Genomic DNA, 14150 nt, shown 5'->3' with positions numbered 1-14150 from the left:
TAGACTGCCCGGCATGGACGACAGGACGCTGGACCGGCTGGGCTCGGGCAAGTACCTGCTGGTCACGAGCTACCGCAAGAACGGCAGGCCGGTCGCCACCCCCGTCTGGGTGGTGCGCGACGGTGACGCGCTCGGCGTCTGGACGGCGGCCGGCTCCGGGAAGGCCAAGCGGATCCGCAACCGCGCCGATGTCCTCGTCGGCCCCTGCGACCCGCGCGGCAACCCGACCGGTGACCAGGTGCCCGCCACGGCGGAGCTCTGCGACCCGGCCACCACCGCGCGCTACCGGAGGCTCATCGCCCGCAAGTACGGCCTGGCCGGCCGGCTCACGCTGCTCGGCAGCCGGCTGCGCCGGGGCCCGCACGGCACGGTCGGCCTGCGGATCGTTCTCGCACCCTGAGACCCGCGCACCCCCACAGACCCGCGGATCGTTCCCGCGCCCCGGGATTCGGCAAGCGCTTCCGGCGCCGGGGGAGTGGACGCCCACGAGGCGCACGGCGGTGGGGACCCGCGCATGCTCGACGCGCTGTTCGGTCCCGCAGGCCCGGCCGGTGCGGCGGACACCGCGGCGGCGGTCCACCCGACGGCCGCCGAACGCGACGGGGCGCTGGCCCTGGCCGCCGGCCTGGCCGCCAACCGCAGCCTGGAGACCGGACGGCCGGCGCGCCGACGCGTCGGTCGTCATCTGAGAGGGCGTCAGCTCCAGGCCCGGTAGGGCTCGTCCAGCAGCTGGAAGACCGGCTCGCCCCGTACCGGGTCCTTGGCCGTGGACAGCCGGACGCGGTCCCCGCTGTGGATGCCGATGGGCGGGCCCATCACCCGGCCGCGCACCACGAACCCCTCGGACATCTCGATCAGGGACACGTTGCGCGCGGCGGGAGTGTTGCGGTGCACCACGGTGGAGTGGCGCACCGTGCCCGTGCCCTCGCTGCGTTCCGTGCGCAGGTCGGAGCCCCGGCAGACCGGACACAGCAACCGGTGGTACATGGCGGTGCCGCACCAGGTGCAGCGCTGGAAGAGGATGGCGTCGGCGTCCGCGCTCCTGGTTTCGAGCAGACCCGTCGCGGAGCCGGCGGCCTGCTGAGTGACGCTTCCTGGGTGGTGGTACACGCTGGTCAACTCCCTGCACTCGGCCGGAATTGCGTGGGCGCGGTCACCCGCGCACACGCGTGCGCGGTTCGCCGTGCCACCGTGCACGCAGCACAGAGTATGGCACTCAGTGCCACTCGTAAAGGCACTCCGTACCCTCAATGTGGCCCCTTCAGGACCGTCCCATCACCGACTCGATCTCCTGCACCACCCGCCACAGGGGCGCACCGCGCCGCGAGACGACGACCACCACGTCGTCGGACCGCTCCGCGCTCGGCGGCACCGGGGCCGGGCCGAAGGCGGACTGCACGTAGGCCAGCGCGTGGTCCACCGCGGCGCTCGCCTCGCCCTGCCCGTCCGAACGCAGCCAGGAGCGCAGCGCGTTGTTGTGCGCGGCGACCACCGCCGCCGCGATCACCTCGGCCTGGAGGGAGCCGTCCCGGCGGGCCGCGAACCGCCGGCGCAGGTACTCGGCGAGGGCCCGCTCGTAGCGCCACACCACCGACAGCTCGTAGGCGCGCAGCCCGGGGACCTTCTTGGTGAGGCGGTAGCGCTGCACGGAGAAGGTCGGGTTCTCGGCGTACATCCGCAGCACGAGCCGGGCCGCGTCACAGACCCGCCGCACGGGTTCGTCGTCGTCCGCGCCGTCGGCCAGGAAGGCGGTCATGTCGGCCAGGCACCGCTCGTGGTCCGGGAAGACCACGTCCTCCTTGGAGGGGAAGTAGCGGAAGAACGAGCGCCGTCCGACCCCGGCGAGCGCCACGATGTCGTCGACGGTCGTCTGCTCGTACCCCCGCTCGAGGAACAACCGGAACGCCGCCGCCACCAGGGCGTCCCGCATGGGCGGCTTCCCGTTGCCCGGACCGGCTTTCTCGGAGCTCATGTGTCGGAACGTAGCACCCGCGGCACCGGGAATGGCACTCAGTGCAGCCTTTGGGAGGTACTGAGTGCTTTCCGCTACCCGGCCGGCGGGCCGTTGAGCTTCCGGCGCGGCGGCCGCGTATTCAGCGGCAGGACGACCCCCGACGACCCGCGGCCCCGCGCCCGGACGGAAGGAGAGCAGCGTGTCGACACCGTCCCGGCCCCGGCCGCCGCACGGCGAACCGCCCCTGGAACCCATCCGCGTCCTGCGGCCGCGCCGCACCGACGCGCTCGCGGAACTGATGCGGGAACACCAGGAGGAGACCCGTCGCGCAGCGGGCGGCCCCGCGTCCGGTGACGACGAGGCCGGTGACTACGAGCCCGTCACCCTGCCGCCCTCTCCGGCCGGTCCAGGAACCCTGCCCCGCCGGACGGGCGGTGGCCCCGGGCTCCGGCCCCGCCCGTCGGCCGCCTCCGCGGCGCGGCCGGGGCGGCCGGCCCGCGCCGGATTCCGGCCGCCCCGGACGGCCGCCTCGGAAGCCCTCACGGAGGAACTCCCGCCCGTCGCCCCGGGATACGGCGGTGGGGCCGCACCTCCGGGCGCCGGGCTGCGCCGCGCCGCCGTCGCGGTGGCCGTCGGCGCCGCGGCGGTGCTGGGGTTCGGCGGCGCTCTCCTGCTCAGGGGCGGCGCGACCACCGCCGACGAGGCGGCCCCCGCGCCACGGCCCAGCCGTTCCGCCACCGCCCCGGCGCCGGCCCCCACCCCGCCCGGCACCACGCCGGCCCCCACCCCGCCCGCCGCCGACCCCGACGGGCCCGGCACGCTCCGCGAGGGAGCCACCGGCCCCGATGTGGCCGAACTCCAGGCCCGGCTGCTGCGCATCCCCGACGTCTACCGGGACGGCTCCACCAGCGGCAGCTACGACCCCACCCTGACCGCGGCGGTCGCCCGCTTCCAGCTCTGGTACGGCATCCGCGGCGACGAGACGGGCGTCTACGGCGACGACACCCGCGCCGCGCTGGAGTCCCGCACGGCTCCGGTCACCGGCTGACCGGCGGCACCTGCCCGCACGACACCCCGGGAGGCGTCGCCCGCGTGGTGCGGTGGTGATGCGACCATGGCGGGTATGGACGCGTTCATCGACCGGCTGAACCCCGACATGTACGTGGTCACCGCCGTCGCGGGCGGTGAACGGGCGGGCTGTCTGGTCGGGTTCGCCTCGCAGTGCTCCATGAAGCCCGTGCGGTTCGTGGTGTGGCTGTCGGAGCTCAACCACACCTTCCGGGTGGCCCGCGACGCGGACGTCCTGGCCGTGCACCTCCTCACCCGCGAACAGCACGACCTGGCGGAGCTGTTCGGCGGCCGCACCGGCGACGAGGCGGACAAGTTCGAGGGCCTGCGGCTGCGCGAGGCGTACGGCGGGGCGCTCGTCCTGGCGGACGCCCCGGCGTGGTTCGTCGGCCGGATCCTCACGCGCGCCGGCGGCGGCGACCACATCGGCTTCGTGCTGGACCCGGTCGAGTGGGGCGGACGGCGGCCCGAGGAGAACGAGGGGCCCGTGCTGCGCCTGTCCGACGCCCTCACGATCGATCCCGGTCACCCGGTCGACTGACCTCGCGTCCCACGGGTCGAACGCCGGGCAACGTCTCGGGAAAGCGGCCCGGGCGGCGGGCCCGCCCCGCCCCACCCTGGCCCCGGGCGGCAGGTGAGCCGCCCGGACCACCGCGAACCGAAGGCCACGCCCATGAACGGCTCCCGCATCCCCGGCCTGGTGCTGCCCACCGTCTTCCTGCTGGCCCTGGTCGTGGGCCTGTGGTGGTACTGGCGGCACCGCGGCGACTCGTGAACGGCAGGCGGCCGGCCCGGCGCGCCCGGGGAAGAAGTTCTGGTCATCCGGAGAAGAAGTCCTGGTCCTTGGGACGCTCCGCGACGACCGGAACCCTGACGTCGACGACGCACACGTCGTCCCGCCGCTCCTGCGGCAGCATCCGCGCCAGCAACGGCCCGAGCGGCACCGGTCCCTCGGCGTGCGCCGCGGCGACGGCGTCGGCCAGGCGCTCCATGCCCCGGTCGATGCTCTCCGGCGGGTGCTCGACCAGGCCGTCGGTGAACAGGATCAGCCGGTCACCCGGTTCGAGGCGGCACTCCGCCTCCTCGAAGACCGGCGTGGCGGTGGCCCCGATCAGCACGCCGCGCGGGCGGCGCAGGTACCGCGGCTCGCCGTCGCGCAGCAGCAGCGGCGGCGGATGCCCGGCCTGGGCCCAGACCAGGCGGCGCTGGCGGGGGCTGTAGCGGGCCAGCACCATCGTCGCCGTGGCGTGTGTGTCGTGCGAGTGCAGCAGCAGCGTGTTCAACCGGGCCAGCGCGCCCGTCAGGGAGGAACCCGTGATGACCATGCCCTTGGCGGTGAAGCGGAGCTGGGCCATCGTGGCGACGGCGTCGACGCCGTGCCCGGCGACGTCACCGACCACGAGCAGCGCGTCCCCTTCGGGCAGTTCGATGGCGCTGAACCAGTCACCGCCGACGTGCACCCCCGACTGGGCGGGCAGGTAGGCGACTTCCACGCGCAGCCCCGCCAGGTGCACCGGCCGGTTGGCCAGCGGAAGCAGGGCGTGCTGCAACCGGGAGGCCAGGGTCCGCTCGGCCTGGAGCACGTCGTGCTGGGTGAGGATCGCCCGCTCGCTCTCGACCAGGGCGAGTTCGGCCTGCCGCCGTGCGGTCATGTCCTGCACGAAGCCGTGCACCTGGACGGGCCGGCCGTGTATGTCGGTCACCGCCTCGGCCGCGAGCCGCAGATGCCGGATGCCGCCGCTGGCGCGGATCCGGAACGGTACGTCGAACGCCCGCCCCTCCGCGACGAGTTCGCCGACGGCACGGGTCAGCGCGGGCGTGTCCTCCGGCAGCGCGAGCTCGGGCAGCTCGGTCAGGCCGACCGGGCCGTGCGCGGGGTCGCGGCCGAGGAGGGTGAACACCTGGGTCGACCAGGAGGCCTCCCGTCCGGTCAGGTTCCAGCTCGCCCAGCCGAGGTTGCCCAGCCGCTGCAGGTCCGCGAGCCGCTGTTCCTGCCGGTCCGAGGCGCCGTGCCGGATCCAGGACACGACCAGGGTGTCGCCCAGCGGGGCCACCCGCACCGTGTACGTGAACAGCTCGGGGACCCCCGCCACGACCTCCTCGTGCGCGAACGGTTCGCCCTCGTACTGCTGCCCGGTGGCCAGGACGTGCAGACAGCCCTGCCACAGTGGCTGGGCCGCCGGCGCCGGCCGGAACTCCAGCAGCCGCCGCCCGGCCGGCTTCTCGCCGGGACGGCCCAGCAGATCCCCCACCTGGATGGTCGCGGCCTCCACCCGGAAGTCCTCCACCTCACCCGACGCGGCACGCAGCGGGGTGAGCAGCATCGCCGCGACCGGCAGCGCGTCGAACAGGGCCTGTACGGCGTCCGTGGCGGCGTCGGGGGTCCGGTCGACGGGGGTGTCGAAAATTCGCAGCCGCCCGGCGCACAGCCCCGTGATCCCGCGCAGGTGCGCCCGGTCGCGCCGGGTGAACGTCCCGGCCCGGCCGCGCAGCACGCCGATGCAGACCTCCGCGGAGCCCGCGGCCGTGACCGGCAGCCAGGCCCGCGAGCGCCAGCGCTCGGGAGGGTCGCCGATCAGCAGGTACCGCCGCGCGTCCGAGGCGAGGTCCTCCAGCCAGCGGGGCTCACCCGCCCGCAGGGCGTCCAGCGCGGCGATGCCGCTCAGCGGCGGCACCCGGCCCCACTGGGCGGCCAGGTCCTCGTCGACACCGGCGTGCCCGATCAGCTCCAGGCCGCCGTCGGGCCTGCGGGTGTAGATCAGGATCGCGTCCGCCCCCATGTCGGGCGCGAGGTGCTCCAGCAGGCAGCGGGCGAGCTCCTGCGGTGTCGTCACCCGAACGAGGGCCTGGCCGAGACGGCCCAGGGCGGCGGCGACGTCGTCCGGCGCGGACACCTCCTCCAGGAAGGGCCGCTCGGTGTCCGGGGCGTCCGCGGTGAGGGTCCCGGCCGTCCTGCCCGTACCGGGTGCCGTGGGCGCCAGGCGGCCGAGCGTGATCCAGCACTCCTCCAGCAGGGTGTGACGGCCGGCCTTGGCCCGCTGCAGCAGCCGTTCCCCCGCCGCGTCGGCGGAGCACCCGGTCAGCGCCATCACCACGCCCTTGGCCCGTTCCACGACAGCCGAGGTCGCCGCCTGATCGCGCAGCCGGTCCATCTCGGCGCGCTGCCGGGCGACGATCCTGGCCAGTTCGGCCAGGTCCGGTGCGCCACCGTGCCCAGCCGGTGTCACGGGCTCGCTCACGCGTTGAGCATCGCACATCCGGCCCGATTCGAAGAGCGCCTTGTGAGCGGGGAGTGCGCACGCATCGGGACCCCCGTCCGTCCCACGGCTCCCTGGACGGACGTCAGTGTCCGTCGCGCGGATACAGCCACAGCCGCAGCGCCCGGCTGAGCCGCGGCATCACCAGGTAGGTGAGCACCGGCAGCAGCAGGAGCGGGAACACGGCGGCCCGCAGCGGCAGTGGCCAGCCGGTGGTGTGCGGGGTCACCAGCCACTGGACGAGCAGGGTGAACGGGTAGGCGCCGAGGAAGGTCGTGAGGACCATCTTCCACCGGGGCGGCGCCTGCACGGCGGTGCCGGGGAGGCTGAACCAGGTCTCCATGCCGGTCGTCGACTGGCGTTCGCTGCTGACCTCGGTGGCGACGTCCTCGATCCGCCGGTGCCAGTGCGCGCGCTCCTCGGACTCCAGCCAGGCGGCGAGCCGGTGCCGGTCGGACCAGCGCAGCACCGCGTGGTAGCGGTGGCCGTCCTCCACCGTCAGCCAGGAGACGCCCTCGTTGCCCGGGAACCGTCTGGCGCAGCGGCTGATGCCGCGCGTCCACTCCTCGAACCGCTGCTCCTGGCCGGGGCGCACCTGCCAGGTCAGAACCGTCGTCACCGGCTCGGCACGCCGGACTTCGCTGGTGCTCATTCCCTTACGCGTGCCACGCGCGGCGCGTGCCATGCGTGGCAGGTGCCCTGGGAGTGGATGCCATGGGTGGCATGGGGGGTGCGTGCCGGGCGTGCGGGCGTCACGCGTGGCGGTTGGCCTCCACCAGGGCCTGGGTGACGGCCCGGACACTGCGCGCGATGTGCTGCAGCTGCATGACCTCGGCCGCGTACAGCTTGATGGTGTGCTCGATGACGCCCTCGTGCAGACCGAGCCCGGGCAGATCGGCACGGGCGGTCTGCAGGGCGGTGCGGGCGATCCGGATCTCGTTCTGGACCTGGATGTGGGCGTGCCGGGCGAGGAGGACCGGATGGCGGACGAACACGGGGTAGCCGGCGTAGCGCGCGGGGACCAGCTCGCGCAGCCACTTGGCCGCCGAGCGCTCCCAGTCGTAGCTCCCGGGGGTCTTCACCTGGCAGGGCCAGTCCGGGCTGATGCGCGTGGACGTCAGGGGCATGATCATCGCTTCCGGGGTGTGCGGCGTCGTGAGGGTGGACGACGGATCGGGGCGGCCCCGGCCTAGGGGATGACCGGGGCCGCCACGGACACCCGGGTCGCCGGAGCGGGTAGGACCCGGCCTCCACGGGTGCGGAACGGATCCGGGCAACCGGGTCGCGATCCGTGAGCGGTATTTATATATGCCAACCCGTTGGCAAGGAGCATGAAAACATTCATGCCTGCTTTGTTGCGTCCCTGCCCCTCCCGGGCCGGGACGCGGTCCGCTCAGTCGCGGAGGAAGAACTGATGCTGGTCGGCGACCTGCTCGTACTCCTCCAGCCGGGCCTGCGTCCGCTCCGGATCCGCGTCCGTCATGGCCTGCAGCAGGGCCGAGCACATCACGCCCGGGGCGGCGTAGGAGTCGAAGACCAGGCGCGATCCGGTGCCGGTGGCGAAGACGGCGTCGGCCTCGTCGGCCAGCGGCCCGAGGGCCAGGTCGGTCACGAGCGCGACCTTGAGTCCCGCGCCCCGCGCGACCCGTAGGGCCGTCAGCGTCTCCTGGGCGTGCCGCGGCATGGAGAACGCCAGCACCCAGGTGCCGCCCGCCTCGCGCGACTGCAGCAGCGCGTCGTAGGCGACGCTGCCGCCGCGCGTCACGACCCGTACGTCCGGGTGGATCCGGCGCGCGGCGTAGGCGAAGTACTCGGCGAGGGAGACGGAGATGCGCAGCCCGAGGACGGTCAGCGGGGCCGACGACGACAGCTTGCGTCCGACGTCGATGACCAGGTCGGGGTCGGCGAAGTCGCGCCGCAGGTTCTCCAGGTTCTCGATCTCGGCGTCCACGGCCGCCTGCAGTTCGTTGCCCCGGTTCTCCTCCGGGGGCCCGCCGGCCAGGGTGCCGAGCGCGATCGACTGGAGCTTCTCGCGCAGCGCCGGGTAGCCGCTGAAGCCGACCGCCGAGGCGAACCGCGTCACCGAGGGCTGGCTCACCCCGACCCGGTCCGCGAGGTCCGTGATCGACAGGAACGCCGCCTCGGTGATGTGCTCGATCAGGTACTGGGCGATGCGCCGCTGCCCCGGGGACAGGCGCGGCCGGTCGAAGAGCGACCGGAGCTGGGCGGACGGGGAGATTTCCGCTTCCGGGACGGCCTTCCCCGAGGTGATCGCGGATGCCTGTGCGCGTGCCTGCTGCGGCGATGGCACCGGTGCGCCTCCTTCGTCTCCCAGGGACGTTCAACATAGCTCACGCACCGTGGTGACCAGGGCTTCTCAACGGGGGCACATGAGCCGGCCCGGGCGGGGATACCCGGAGGCCGGGCGGGAACCCGCCACCGCAGAGGATCTTGAGAGGAGTCACCGCCATGACCGTCCCCGAGGAGAACCGGCCCAAGACGCACACCACGGACGAGGTCCTGGAGCAGCAGGACGACAACCGCGAGCGGCAGCCGGGCGCGACCGGCCGCACGATGCGCGAGGCCCTGGAGGAGGCCGAGGTGCGCCCCGACGACTACGACGAGCGGTAGCCCGCGCCGGCCCCCGCTACCGAACCGACGACGCTACCGGCAGGTGAGACCGCATGGGCGCGCTGAGTGCGCTGGAAGAGACGCTGGAGAGCCGATGGGAGGCACTGTGGGCGCGACTCCTCGACAAGGAACCGGTCGAGGTCCTCGACGCCCTGCGACGCGAGTGCGACGACAACGCGGTGGTGTGCGGTGAGGGCCGGGTCATGGTCCCGAACGCCTACGACGTGGAACTGCCCGACGACGTCCACGAGCACCTGACCCGCTCCGGCACCGACGTGGGCCAGGCCCTCACCGACAGCCTGTCCCGGCACGCGGAGCGCCGCGGCTACGAGTGGGCCGGCCCCCTGGCGGTCCATGTGGCGCGCTGCCCCGAGGTCCCCAACGGCCGCTACCGGGTGGCCAGCAGGGTCATGCCTCACGTGAGCGCCGACGGCTTCTTCCGCGCGGCCCACTGAGGCGGCGGTCCCGCACACCGGGCGCCGGACCGGAAAACGCTCACCGGCGATCGATCCTGGTCGAGCGCCCCACACGGCCCACGGGGCGGCCGGCCGCCGATCAGTTCGGCCGGCCGCCCCGTCGCCTTCGCGAGCCGCCCCGGATCGCGCCCGGCGTCACCGCCGCACGAGTCGTACCGACAGCCCGTCAGCCGTGTGGAGCGGCACGGCCCGCAGCGTCGCCGAGTCCAGCTCGACCCGGTCGAACCGGCCGCGCAGTCCCGCGGCGGACAGCACGGGAACGGTCGCGCCCGCGGCCGGCGGCCGCTCGGTGTCGAGCCGCAGCGCCAGCACACCGCCGTCCAGCAGGACCCGCCGGCCCACCGTGAGGGCCGGACCGTGATCCCTTCGCAGCGGCAGCTCCAGCGCCGCCCCGCCGTCCTGCACGTACGAACCGCGCACCCGCACCACATCGGCGACGCGCAGCGTGCCGCCCGCGACCCGCACGTCCCCTTGGCCCAGGGCGTTGGGGGAGGCGGCGACCAGCGTGCCGGCCTCGACGACGGTGCCGCCGCGGTAGCGGTTGTGGCCGGTCAGGGCGAGCGTGCCGGTACCGCGCTTGGTCAGACCGCCGTCGCCCTCGATGTCGTTGCGCCAGCTGTCGGCCGCGTGGAAGCCGCCGGCCGCCGCGTCCAGCGTGACGGTCACGTCCCGGTCGAAGGCGCCGTAGCCGTCCGCCGCCGCGAACAGGTCGAGACGGCCCCACTGCTCGAAGCCGTCCAGCAGGACGTACCCGGCGGGCAGCGCGGTCGTGCGCAGCACCTCCCGCCGCTGGGCCGCGCTCAGGTACGGCAGCCGCGTCTCGAGCAGCACCTCCGCGCCCTTGGGCACGGTCAGCGGGACCTTGCGGCCGCGGCGGGGCAGCACGTACGTCAGCCTGGCCGCGACCGCACGGGCGTTGGCCGCGCGGTCGGCGTACGGGTCGGCGGCGCCGGAGTGGGCGTAGGCGTACAGCGTGTCCGCCGTCGTGCCCGTCTCCCGCGTGAAGTAGGCGAGGGCCTGCGCGCGGGCCGCCGCCTTCAGCTCCGCGTTCGCCGGGTCGGCCAGGGCCGCGGCGGCCAGCGCGGTGGCCATGATCCGGCCGCCGATGACGTCGACCGTGGAGTGCATGCCCGCCGTGATCCGCGTGTGGCTCAGCTCGAACGCCCGCGTGACGAGCTCCTGGAACCGCTCCGGCACCGCGTACGCCAACGCCAGCCCGGCCAGGTGGAAGGCGTTGGTGTGGCCGCTGGGGAACCCTCCGTCCTCCTGCGCGTTCTCGGAGCGCTGGCGCAGCAGCTGCGGGGCGACGACCACCTCCGAGTCGTACACCGGGTAGCCGAGCGCGTCCTTCCGCCCGGTGTCGACGACCTCGCTGTCCTCGTTCATGCGCCAGGGGCGCGGGTACTGGAAGGCGAACTTGGCCGGGTTGCCCGAGGCGAACGGACCGCGCACGGTGTCGACCAGCTTCGCGACCCGGCCGAGCTCCGAGTCGTGCGAGCCCGCGCCGAGCGCCGACCCGGCCGGGGCGTCGGCGGGCAGCGTGTCGCTGATCTTCCCGGGGGGCGTGCCGTCCGGGGCGGCGGTGATCGACGTGACGGCCCTGGCGCCCGCCTTGTAGGGCGCGGCGAGCGGACCCAGAGCGGCGATCATGGCGTAACTCTGGTGCTGGCGGTCGTAGAGGAAGGCCTCCTTCGCCTGTGCCTCGGTGCGGGTCCGGGTCAGGCGGGCGCAGTAGCGCATGTTGGCGCGCAGCACCTCGCGGTCCAGGACGCGGCCGGTGTCCCAGGCGTCGCCGGTCTTCCACACCTCGGCCATGCCGCCCAGGATCCGGACGACCGCGTTGGTCTGCGGGGTCTGGTTGGCCACGACGTTGGACCTGTAGTCGTCGACGAACGCGGCGAGGCCCGTGGCGGCCTTCGCGTCCGCGGCGCCCAGCCAGGTGGCGCACGCCGGTGCGGCGAGCAGCCCGGCCGAGGCGCCCAGGGAGGTCTTGAGGAAACCCCGCCGGTCGACGGCGGTGGCGGTGCGGTGCCCGGCTGATGACGGCATGAAGGGCCTCTCCTGAGTTCTGCGACGGAGCCTCGGCCGTGCGGCCGGAAGGCGGGGCGGCGTGTGACCGCCGGTGCCCCGGTGGTCCCGGGGCACGGGTGCGTACGGGCGAAGATCTACGGCCGGGCCGTGACCCCGCGGGGAGGGTCCGGCCACGGGGCGGGGTCGGGACGGTGAACGGCGGCCGCCCGGCTCACGGGAGCGAACGGGCCAGCGCCAGCGCCCCCTCCACCGGCGGCACCCGCAGACGGTGCGGGCGCGCGGCGGGCAGGGCCTCGGCGAGGGCGGCGGTGAACGCCTCGTACAGCGCGGGCTGGGCGAGCACCGTGCCGCCCGCCACCACGACGTCGTCCACGGCGACGCCCCGCGCGGCGAGCCGGACGACCAGGGCCGCGAGGGCCCGGCCGCCGTCGGCGATCACGGCCCGGGCGAGCGGCGAGCCCGCCCCGGCGGCCGCGAACACGACCGGGCAGTGGCGTCCCCACTCGGCGGAGACGTCCGTGGCGGCCTCCAGGGCCGCGCCGAGCGCCGGGACCTCGGACACCCCGAACGCGGCGACCAGGCCGTCCGCCAGCGCGTCGGGCTCCTCGCCGCGGTCGTGCGCCGCCCACACGGCCCGCGCGGCCTCCCGGACGAGTCCGGCCGCGCCGCCCTCGTCGCCGAGCACCGCGCCCCAGCCGCCGACCTGTACCGGATCGCCCGCGGGGGAGCGTCCCACGGCGACCGAGCCGGTTCCGGCGACCAGGCCGACGCCCTTGTCCAGACCGGCGGCCGGGACGAGCAGCTCGGCGTCGCCCACGACCAGCGCGGGCACCCCCAGCCGCTCCTGGAGCGCGGCCCGGATGCCCGCGCACTGGCGGGGCGTCTCACAGGCGTGCCCGCCCACGGCGACCGCGGACGGCCGGGCGTGGACGGGCAGGGCGTCACGGACCAGCGCGGCCAGCCAGTCCGCGGCGGCCGGGGCGTCGTGGGGGCGCCAGCCGGCACTGCTGCGGACGCGGTCCACGACGGTCCCGCCCGCCGCGAGGGCGCGCAGCTGCGTCTTGGTGCCGCCCACGTCGATACCGACCGCGTAAGGCGTGGAGTCCTGCACGGGGCCTCTTTCGTCATCGCGTGGTCACGGCGAGCGGCAGGCGAACCGCGCGTCGGACCACGGCAGTTGAAGAGGTAGGGAAGCCCCGGGACGGGCTTCTGCGGGGCACGGCAGGCGAGTACCGTGGAGTTCGTTAGGAAGTTAACTAACGAAGTAGGGTGCGTCAAGAGGCACGGAATTCCCGGTGCCGCGCCACTCTTGCGGCTGCCCTGTCCGGCCGCAGCACGACCTGGGGAGACCATGCAGCTGAGTGAGAGTGCCCGTGTGGTGTTCGACGTACTGGCCGGTACGGGCACGGCCACCCGCCCCCAGCTGGCGGCAGGCGCGGGTCTTTCCAAGCCGACCGTCTCCGCCGCGGTGGCCGAGCTGGAGGCCGCGGAGCTCGCCGCCCACTCCGGGCGGGCCTCCGGTTCCACCGGCCGCAGCGCCGCGGTCTACCGGCTGGGCCCGGCCGCGGGCGCCGTGCTCGCGGTCGACCTCGGGCCCGCCGAGACCCGCGTGCGCGGCTGCGCCCTGGACGGCACGCTGCTCGCCGAGGGCACCGGGTCCCGCCCGGAGGCGGCCGGCACGGTCCGCGAGGTCCTCGACGCGCTGCCCGCCGGCGCTCCGCTGCGGGCCGTCGTCGTCGCGGTCGGTGACGTCCCCACGCGCGACGGGGAGGGCGCCGGGGAACGCCCCGCGACGGCCAAGGCCGGACCCGTCTTCGACGCCATGGCCGTCGCGCTGCCCGAGGGCGTGCCCGTCCACCTGGAGAACAACGTCAACTGCGCCGCCCTCGCCGAACTGCACGAGGGCGCCGCCGTCGGCCGCGACACCTTCGGCTACTTGCGCATCGGCGTCGGCATCGGTCTCGCCGTCGTCATCGGCGGCCGGGTGCTGCGCGGTGCCAACGGCGCCGCCGGTGAGGTGGCCCGGCTGCCCTACCCCTGGGACGACGACCGCGCCCCCCGCCACGAGGGCCTGGAGCGGCGGATGGGCTCCCGCACCCTGCTGCGCCGGGCCGCCGAGGCCTGGCGGGACGGGGACGGGCCCCGTCCGCGCAGCGCGGACCGGCTGCTCGCCCTCTCCGCGCGGGGACACGCCACCGCCCGTGCCGTGGTCGAGGCGCACGCCGCCGACGTGGGCCGGCTCGCCGCCGCCGTCGCCGCCGTGCTGGACCCCGGGCTGATCGTGCTCGGCGGTGGCACGGGCGCGGATCCGCAGCTCCTGCCCGGTGTGCGGGCCGAGCTGGCCCGCCTGAGCTGGCCCACCGAGGTGGTCAGCAGCGTGCTGGGCGACACCGGCACCGTGGCGGGTGCCAGCAGGCTGGCCGTGGCCCATGGAATTCAAACCGTGACCGGAGCTGTGCGGGCGAAGCATTGACGGCTGCGCCGTCGGTCTGCCAATGTCCGGACAAGCGCTTTCTAAGTCGGCCGGGACGCCGACTCCGGGTAAGCCTCCCGCTCGTACGCGAAGTACGGCAGCCGCACGAGGGCGAGCTCGTGCGACGCTCGGCCGTCATGGCCGGGGACCCCGCCCGTGAAGGCGACGTGGCCGGGCGAGGCCGCGCCCCGGAAAGCGGCATTCGACATCTCCTGCACAATGCACCCGTGCCGCCTCGGCTGGCGCCGTGCTTCCTCCGC

16 protein-coding genes are annotated in these 14150 nt (G+C 74.8%); 7 read left to right on the top strand and 9 right to left on the bottom strand.

Annotated elements, in window-relative coordinates; genetic code table 11:
* Nucleotides 1-13: 13 nt before the first annotated feature.
* Nucleotides 14-400 carry a PPOX class F420-dependent oxidoreductase gene (locus AC07DA_RS29540; protein WP_479131277.1) on the top strand — a complete coding sequence of 129 codons (387 nt, stop codon included), beginning with the start codon at nt 14-16 and terminating at the stop codon, nt 398-400.
* A gap of 114 nt (nt 401-514) precedes the next feature.
* Nucleotides 515-715 (top strand): hypothetical protein, encoded by a 201-nt coding sequence (locus AC07DA_RS29535; protein WP_479131276.1) that lies wholly within the window; start codon nt 515-517, stop codon nt 713-715.
* On the opposite strand, the gene AC07DA_RS29530 is transcribed toward AC07DA_RS29535, so the two are convergent.
* Nucleotides 697-1110, bottom strand: coding sequence for a Zn-ribbon domain-containing OB-fold protein (locus AC07DA_RS29530; protein ID WP_479131275.1), 414 nt, complete (start codon nt 1108-1110; stop codon nt 697-699). The genes AC07DA_RS29535 and AC07DA_RS29530 overlap by 19 nt on opposite strands.
* A gap of 151 nt (nt 1111-1261) precedes the next feature.
* Complete coding sequence (locus tag AC07DA_RS29525) at nt 1262-1972, bottom strand: TetR family transcriptional regulator (protein ID WP_479131274.1); 711 nt, start codon at nt 1970-1972, stop codon at nt 1262-1264.
* A 181-nt stretch (nt 1973-2153) separates the two neighbouring features.
* Here AC07DA_RS29525 and AC07DA_RS29520 point away from each other — a divergent pair, with 181 nt between their 5' ends.
* Together AC07DA_RS29520 and AC07DA_RS29515 are read left to right on the top strand one after the other, a co-directional pair.
* Entirely contained in the window at nt 2154-3002 is an 849-nt protein-coding gene (locus AC07DA_RS29520) for a peptidoglycan-binding domain-containing protein (protein WP_479131273.1), read from the top strand.
* 66 nt (nt 3003-3068) lie between these two features.
* Nucleotides 3069-3563: a flavin reductase family protein gene (locus AC07DA_RS29515; protein ID WP_479131271.1), complete on the top strand. Its 495-nt coding sequence runs from the start codon at nt 3069-3071 to the stop codon at nt 3561-3563.
* 277 nt (nt 3564-3840) lie between these two features.
* Here AC07DA_RS29515 and AC07DA_RS29510 read toward each other — a convergent pair whose 3' ends face one another.
* The 4 genes from AC07DA_RS29510 to AC07DA_RS29495 all read right to left on the bottom strand — a co-directional run bounded on the left by AC07DA_RS29510 (nt 3841) and on the right by AC07DA_RS29495 (nt 8590).
* Nucleotides 3841-6279 (bottom strand): SpoIIE family protein phosphatase, encoded by a 2439-nt coding sequence (locus AC07DA_RS29510; RefSeq protein WP_479131270.1) that lies wholly within the window; start codon nt 6277-6279, stop codon nt 3841-3843.
* An 85-nt stretch (nt 6280-6364) separates the two neighbouring features.
* On the bottom strand, nt 6365-6931 hold the full coding sequence (locus AC07DA_RS29505) for an antibiotic biosynthesis monooxygenase (RefSeq protein WP_479131269.1): 567 nt from the start codon (nt 6929-6931) through the stop codon (nt 6365-6367).
* Nucleotides 6932-7031: 100 nt separating this feature from the next.
* On the bottom strand, nt 7032-7412 hold the full coding sequence (locus tag AC07DA_RS29500) for a hypothetical protein (protein WP_479131268.1): 381 nt from the start codon (nt 7410-7412) through the stop codon (nt 7032-7034).
* A 260-nt stretch (nt 7413-7672) separates the two neighbouring features.
* Nucleotides 7673-8590: a MurR/RpiR family transcriptional regulator gene (locus AC07DA_RS29495; RefSeq protein ID WP_479131267.1), complete on the bottom strand. Its 918-nt coding sequence runs from the start codon at nt 8588-8590 to the stop codon at nt 7673-7675.
* 158 nt (nt 8591-8748) lie between these two features.
* Between AC07DA_RS29495 and AC07DA_RS29490 the strand changes: the two genes are divergently transcribed.
* A complete protein-coding gene (locus AC07DA_RS29490) occupies nt 8749-8910 on the top strand; it encodes a hypothetical protein (RefSeq protein WP_479131266.1) in 162 nt (53 codons plus the stop codon).
* A gap of 53 nt (nt 8911-8963) precedes the next feature.
* Nucleotides 8964-9365, top strand: coding sequence for a DUF3662 domain-containing protein (locus AC07DA_RS29485; protein WP_479131265.1), 402 nt, complete (start codon nt 8964-8966; stop codon nt 9363-9365).
* Nucleotides 9366-9521: 156 nt separating this feature from the next.
* On the opposite strand, the gene AC07DA_RS29480 is transcribed toward AC07DA_RS29485, so the two are convergent.
* Entirely contained in the window at nt 9522-11435 is a 1914-nt protein-coding gene (locus AC07DA_RS29480) for a phosphatase PAP2 family protein (protein ID WP_479131264.1), read from the bottom strand.
* 193 nt (nt 11436-11628) lie between these two features.
* On the bottom strand, nt 11629-12528 hold the full coding sequence (locus tag AC07DA_RS29475) for an N-acetylglucosamine kinase (RefSeq protein WP_479131263.1): 900 nt from the start codon (nt 12526-12528) through the stop codon (nt 11629-11631).
* A 240-nt stretch (nt 12529-12768) separates the two neighbouring features.
* Between AC07DA_RS29475 and AC07DA_RS29470 the strand changes: the two genes are divergently transcribed.
* Complete coding sequence (locus tag AC07DA_RS29470; protein WP_479131262.1) at nt 12769-13890, top strand: ROK family protein; 1122 nt, start codon at nt 12769-12771, stop codon at nt 13888-13890.
* Nucleotides 13891-13931: 41 nt separating this feature from the next.
* Here the strand turns inward: AC07DA_RS29470 and AC07DA_RS29465 are convergent, their stop codons facing one another.
* A complete protein-coding gene (locus tag AC07DA_RS29465) occupies nt 13932-14099 on the bottom strand; it encodes a hypothetical protein (protein WP_479131261.1) in 168 nt (55 codons plus the stop codon).
* Nucleotides 14100-14150: the final 51 nt, after the last annotated feature.

The organism is Streptomyces sp. NPDC044921 (assembly GCF_056432865.1).
This window is presented reverse-complemented; position numbering and strand designations above follow the sequence as displayed.

What these genes read in the sequence shown, in the direction of transcription:
- AC07DA_RS29540 (WP_479131277.1), top strand. Translation starts at nt 14, where the DNA reads ATGGACGACAGGACGCTGGACCGGCTGGGCTCGGGCAAGTACCTGCTG.
- AC07DA_RS29535 (WP_479131276.1), top strand. Translation starts at nt 515, where the DNA reads ATGCTCGACGCGCTGTTCGGTCCCGCAGGCCCGGCCGGTGCGGCGGAC.
- AC07DA_RS29525 (WP_479131274.1), bottom strand. Translation starts at nt 1,972, where the DNA reads ATGAGCTCCGAGAAAGCCGGTCCGGGCAACGGGAAGCCGCCCATGCGG.
- AC07DA_RS29515 (WP_479131271.1), top strand. Translation starts at nt 3,069, where the DNA reads ATGGCGGGTATGGACGCGTTCATCGACCGGCTGAACCCCGACATGTAC.
- AC07DA_RS29510 (WP_479131270.1), bottom strand. Translation starts at nt 6,279, where the DNA reads ATGTGCGATGCTCAACGCGTGAGCGAGCCCGTGACACCGGCTGGGCAC.
- AC07DA_RS29505 (WP_479131269.1), bottom strand. Translation starts at nt 6,931, where the DNA reads ATGAGCACCAGCGAAGTCCGGCGTGCCGAGCCGGTGACGACGGTTCTG.
- AC07DA_RS29500 (WP_479131268.1), bottom strand. Translation starts at nt 7,412, where the DNA reads ATGATCATGCCCCTGACGTCCACGCGCATCAGCCCGGACTGGCCCTGC.
- AC07DA_RS29490 (WP_479131266.1), top strand. Translation starts at nt 8,749, where the DNA reads ATGACCGTCCCCGAGGAGAACCGGCCCAAGACGCACACCACGGACGAG.
- AC07DA_RS29485 (WP_479131265.1), top strand. Translation starts at nt 8,964, where the DNA reads ATGGGCGCGCTGAGTGCGCTGGAAGAGACGCTGGAGAGCCGATGGGAG.
- AC07DA_RS29480 (WP_479131264.1), bottom strand. Translation starts at nt 11,435, where the DNA reads ATGCCGTCATCAGCCGGGCACCGCACCGCCACCGCCGTCGACCGGCGG.
- AC07DA_RS29470 (WP_479131262.1), top strand. Translation starts at nt 12,769, where the DNA reads ATGCAGCTGAGTGAGAGTGCCCGTGTGGTGTTCGACGTACTGGCCGGT.
- AC07DA_RS29465 (WP_479131261.1), bottom strand. Translation starts at nt 14,099, where the DNA reads ATGTCGAATGCCGCTTTCCGGGGCGCGGCCTCGCCCGGCCACGTCGCC.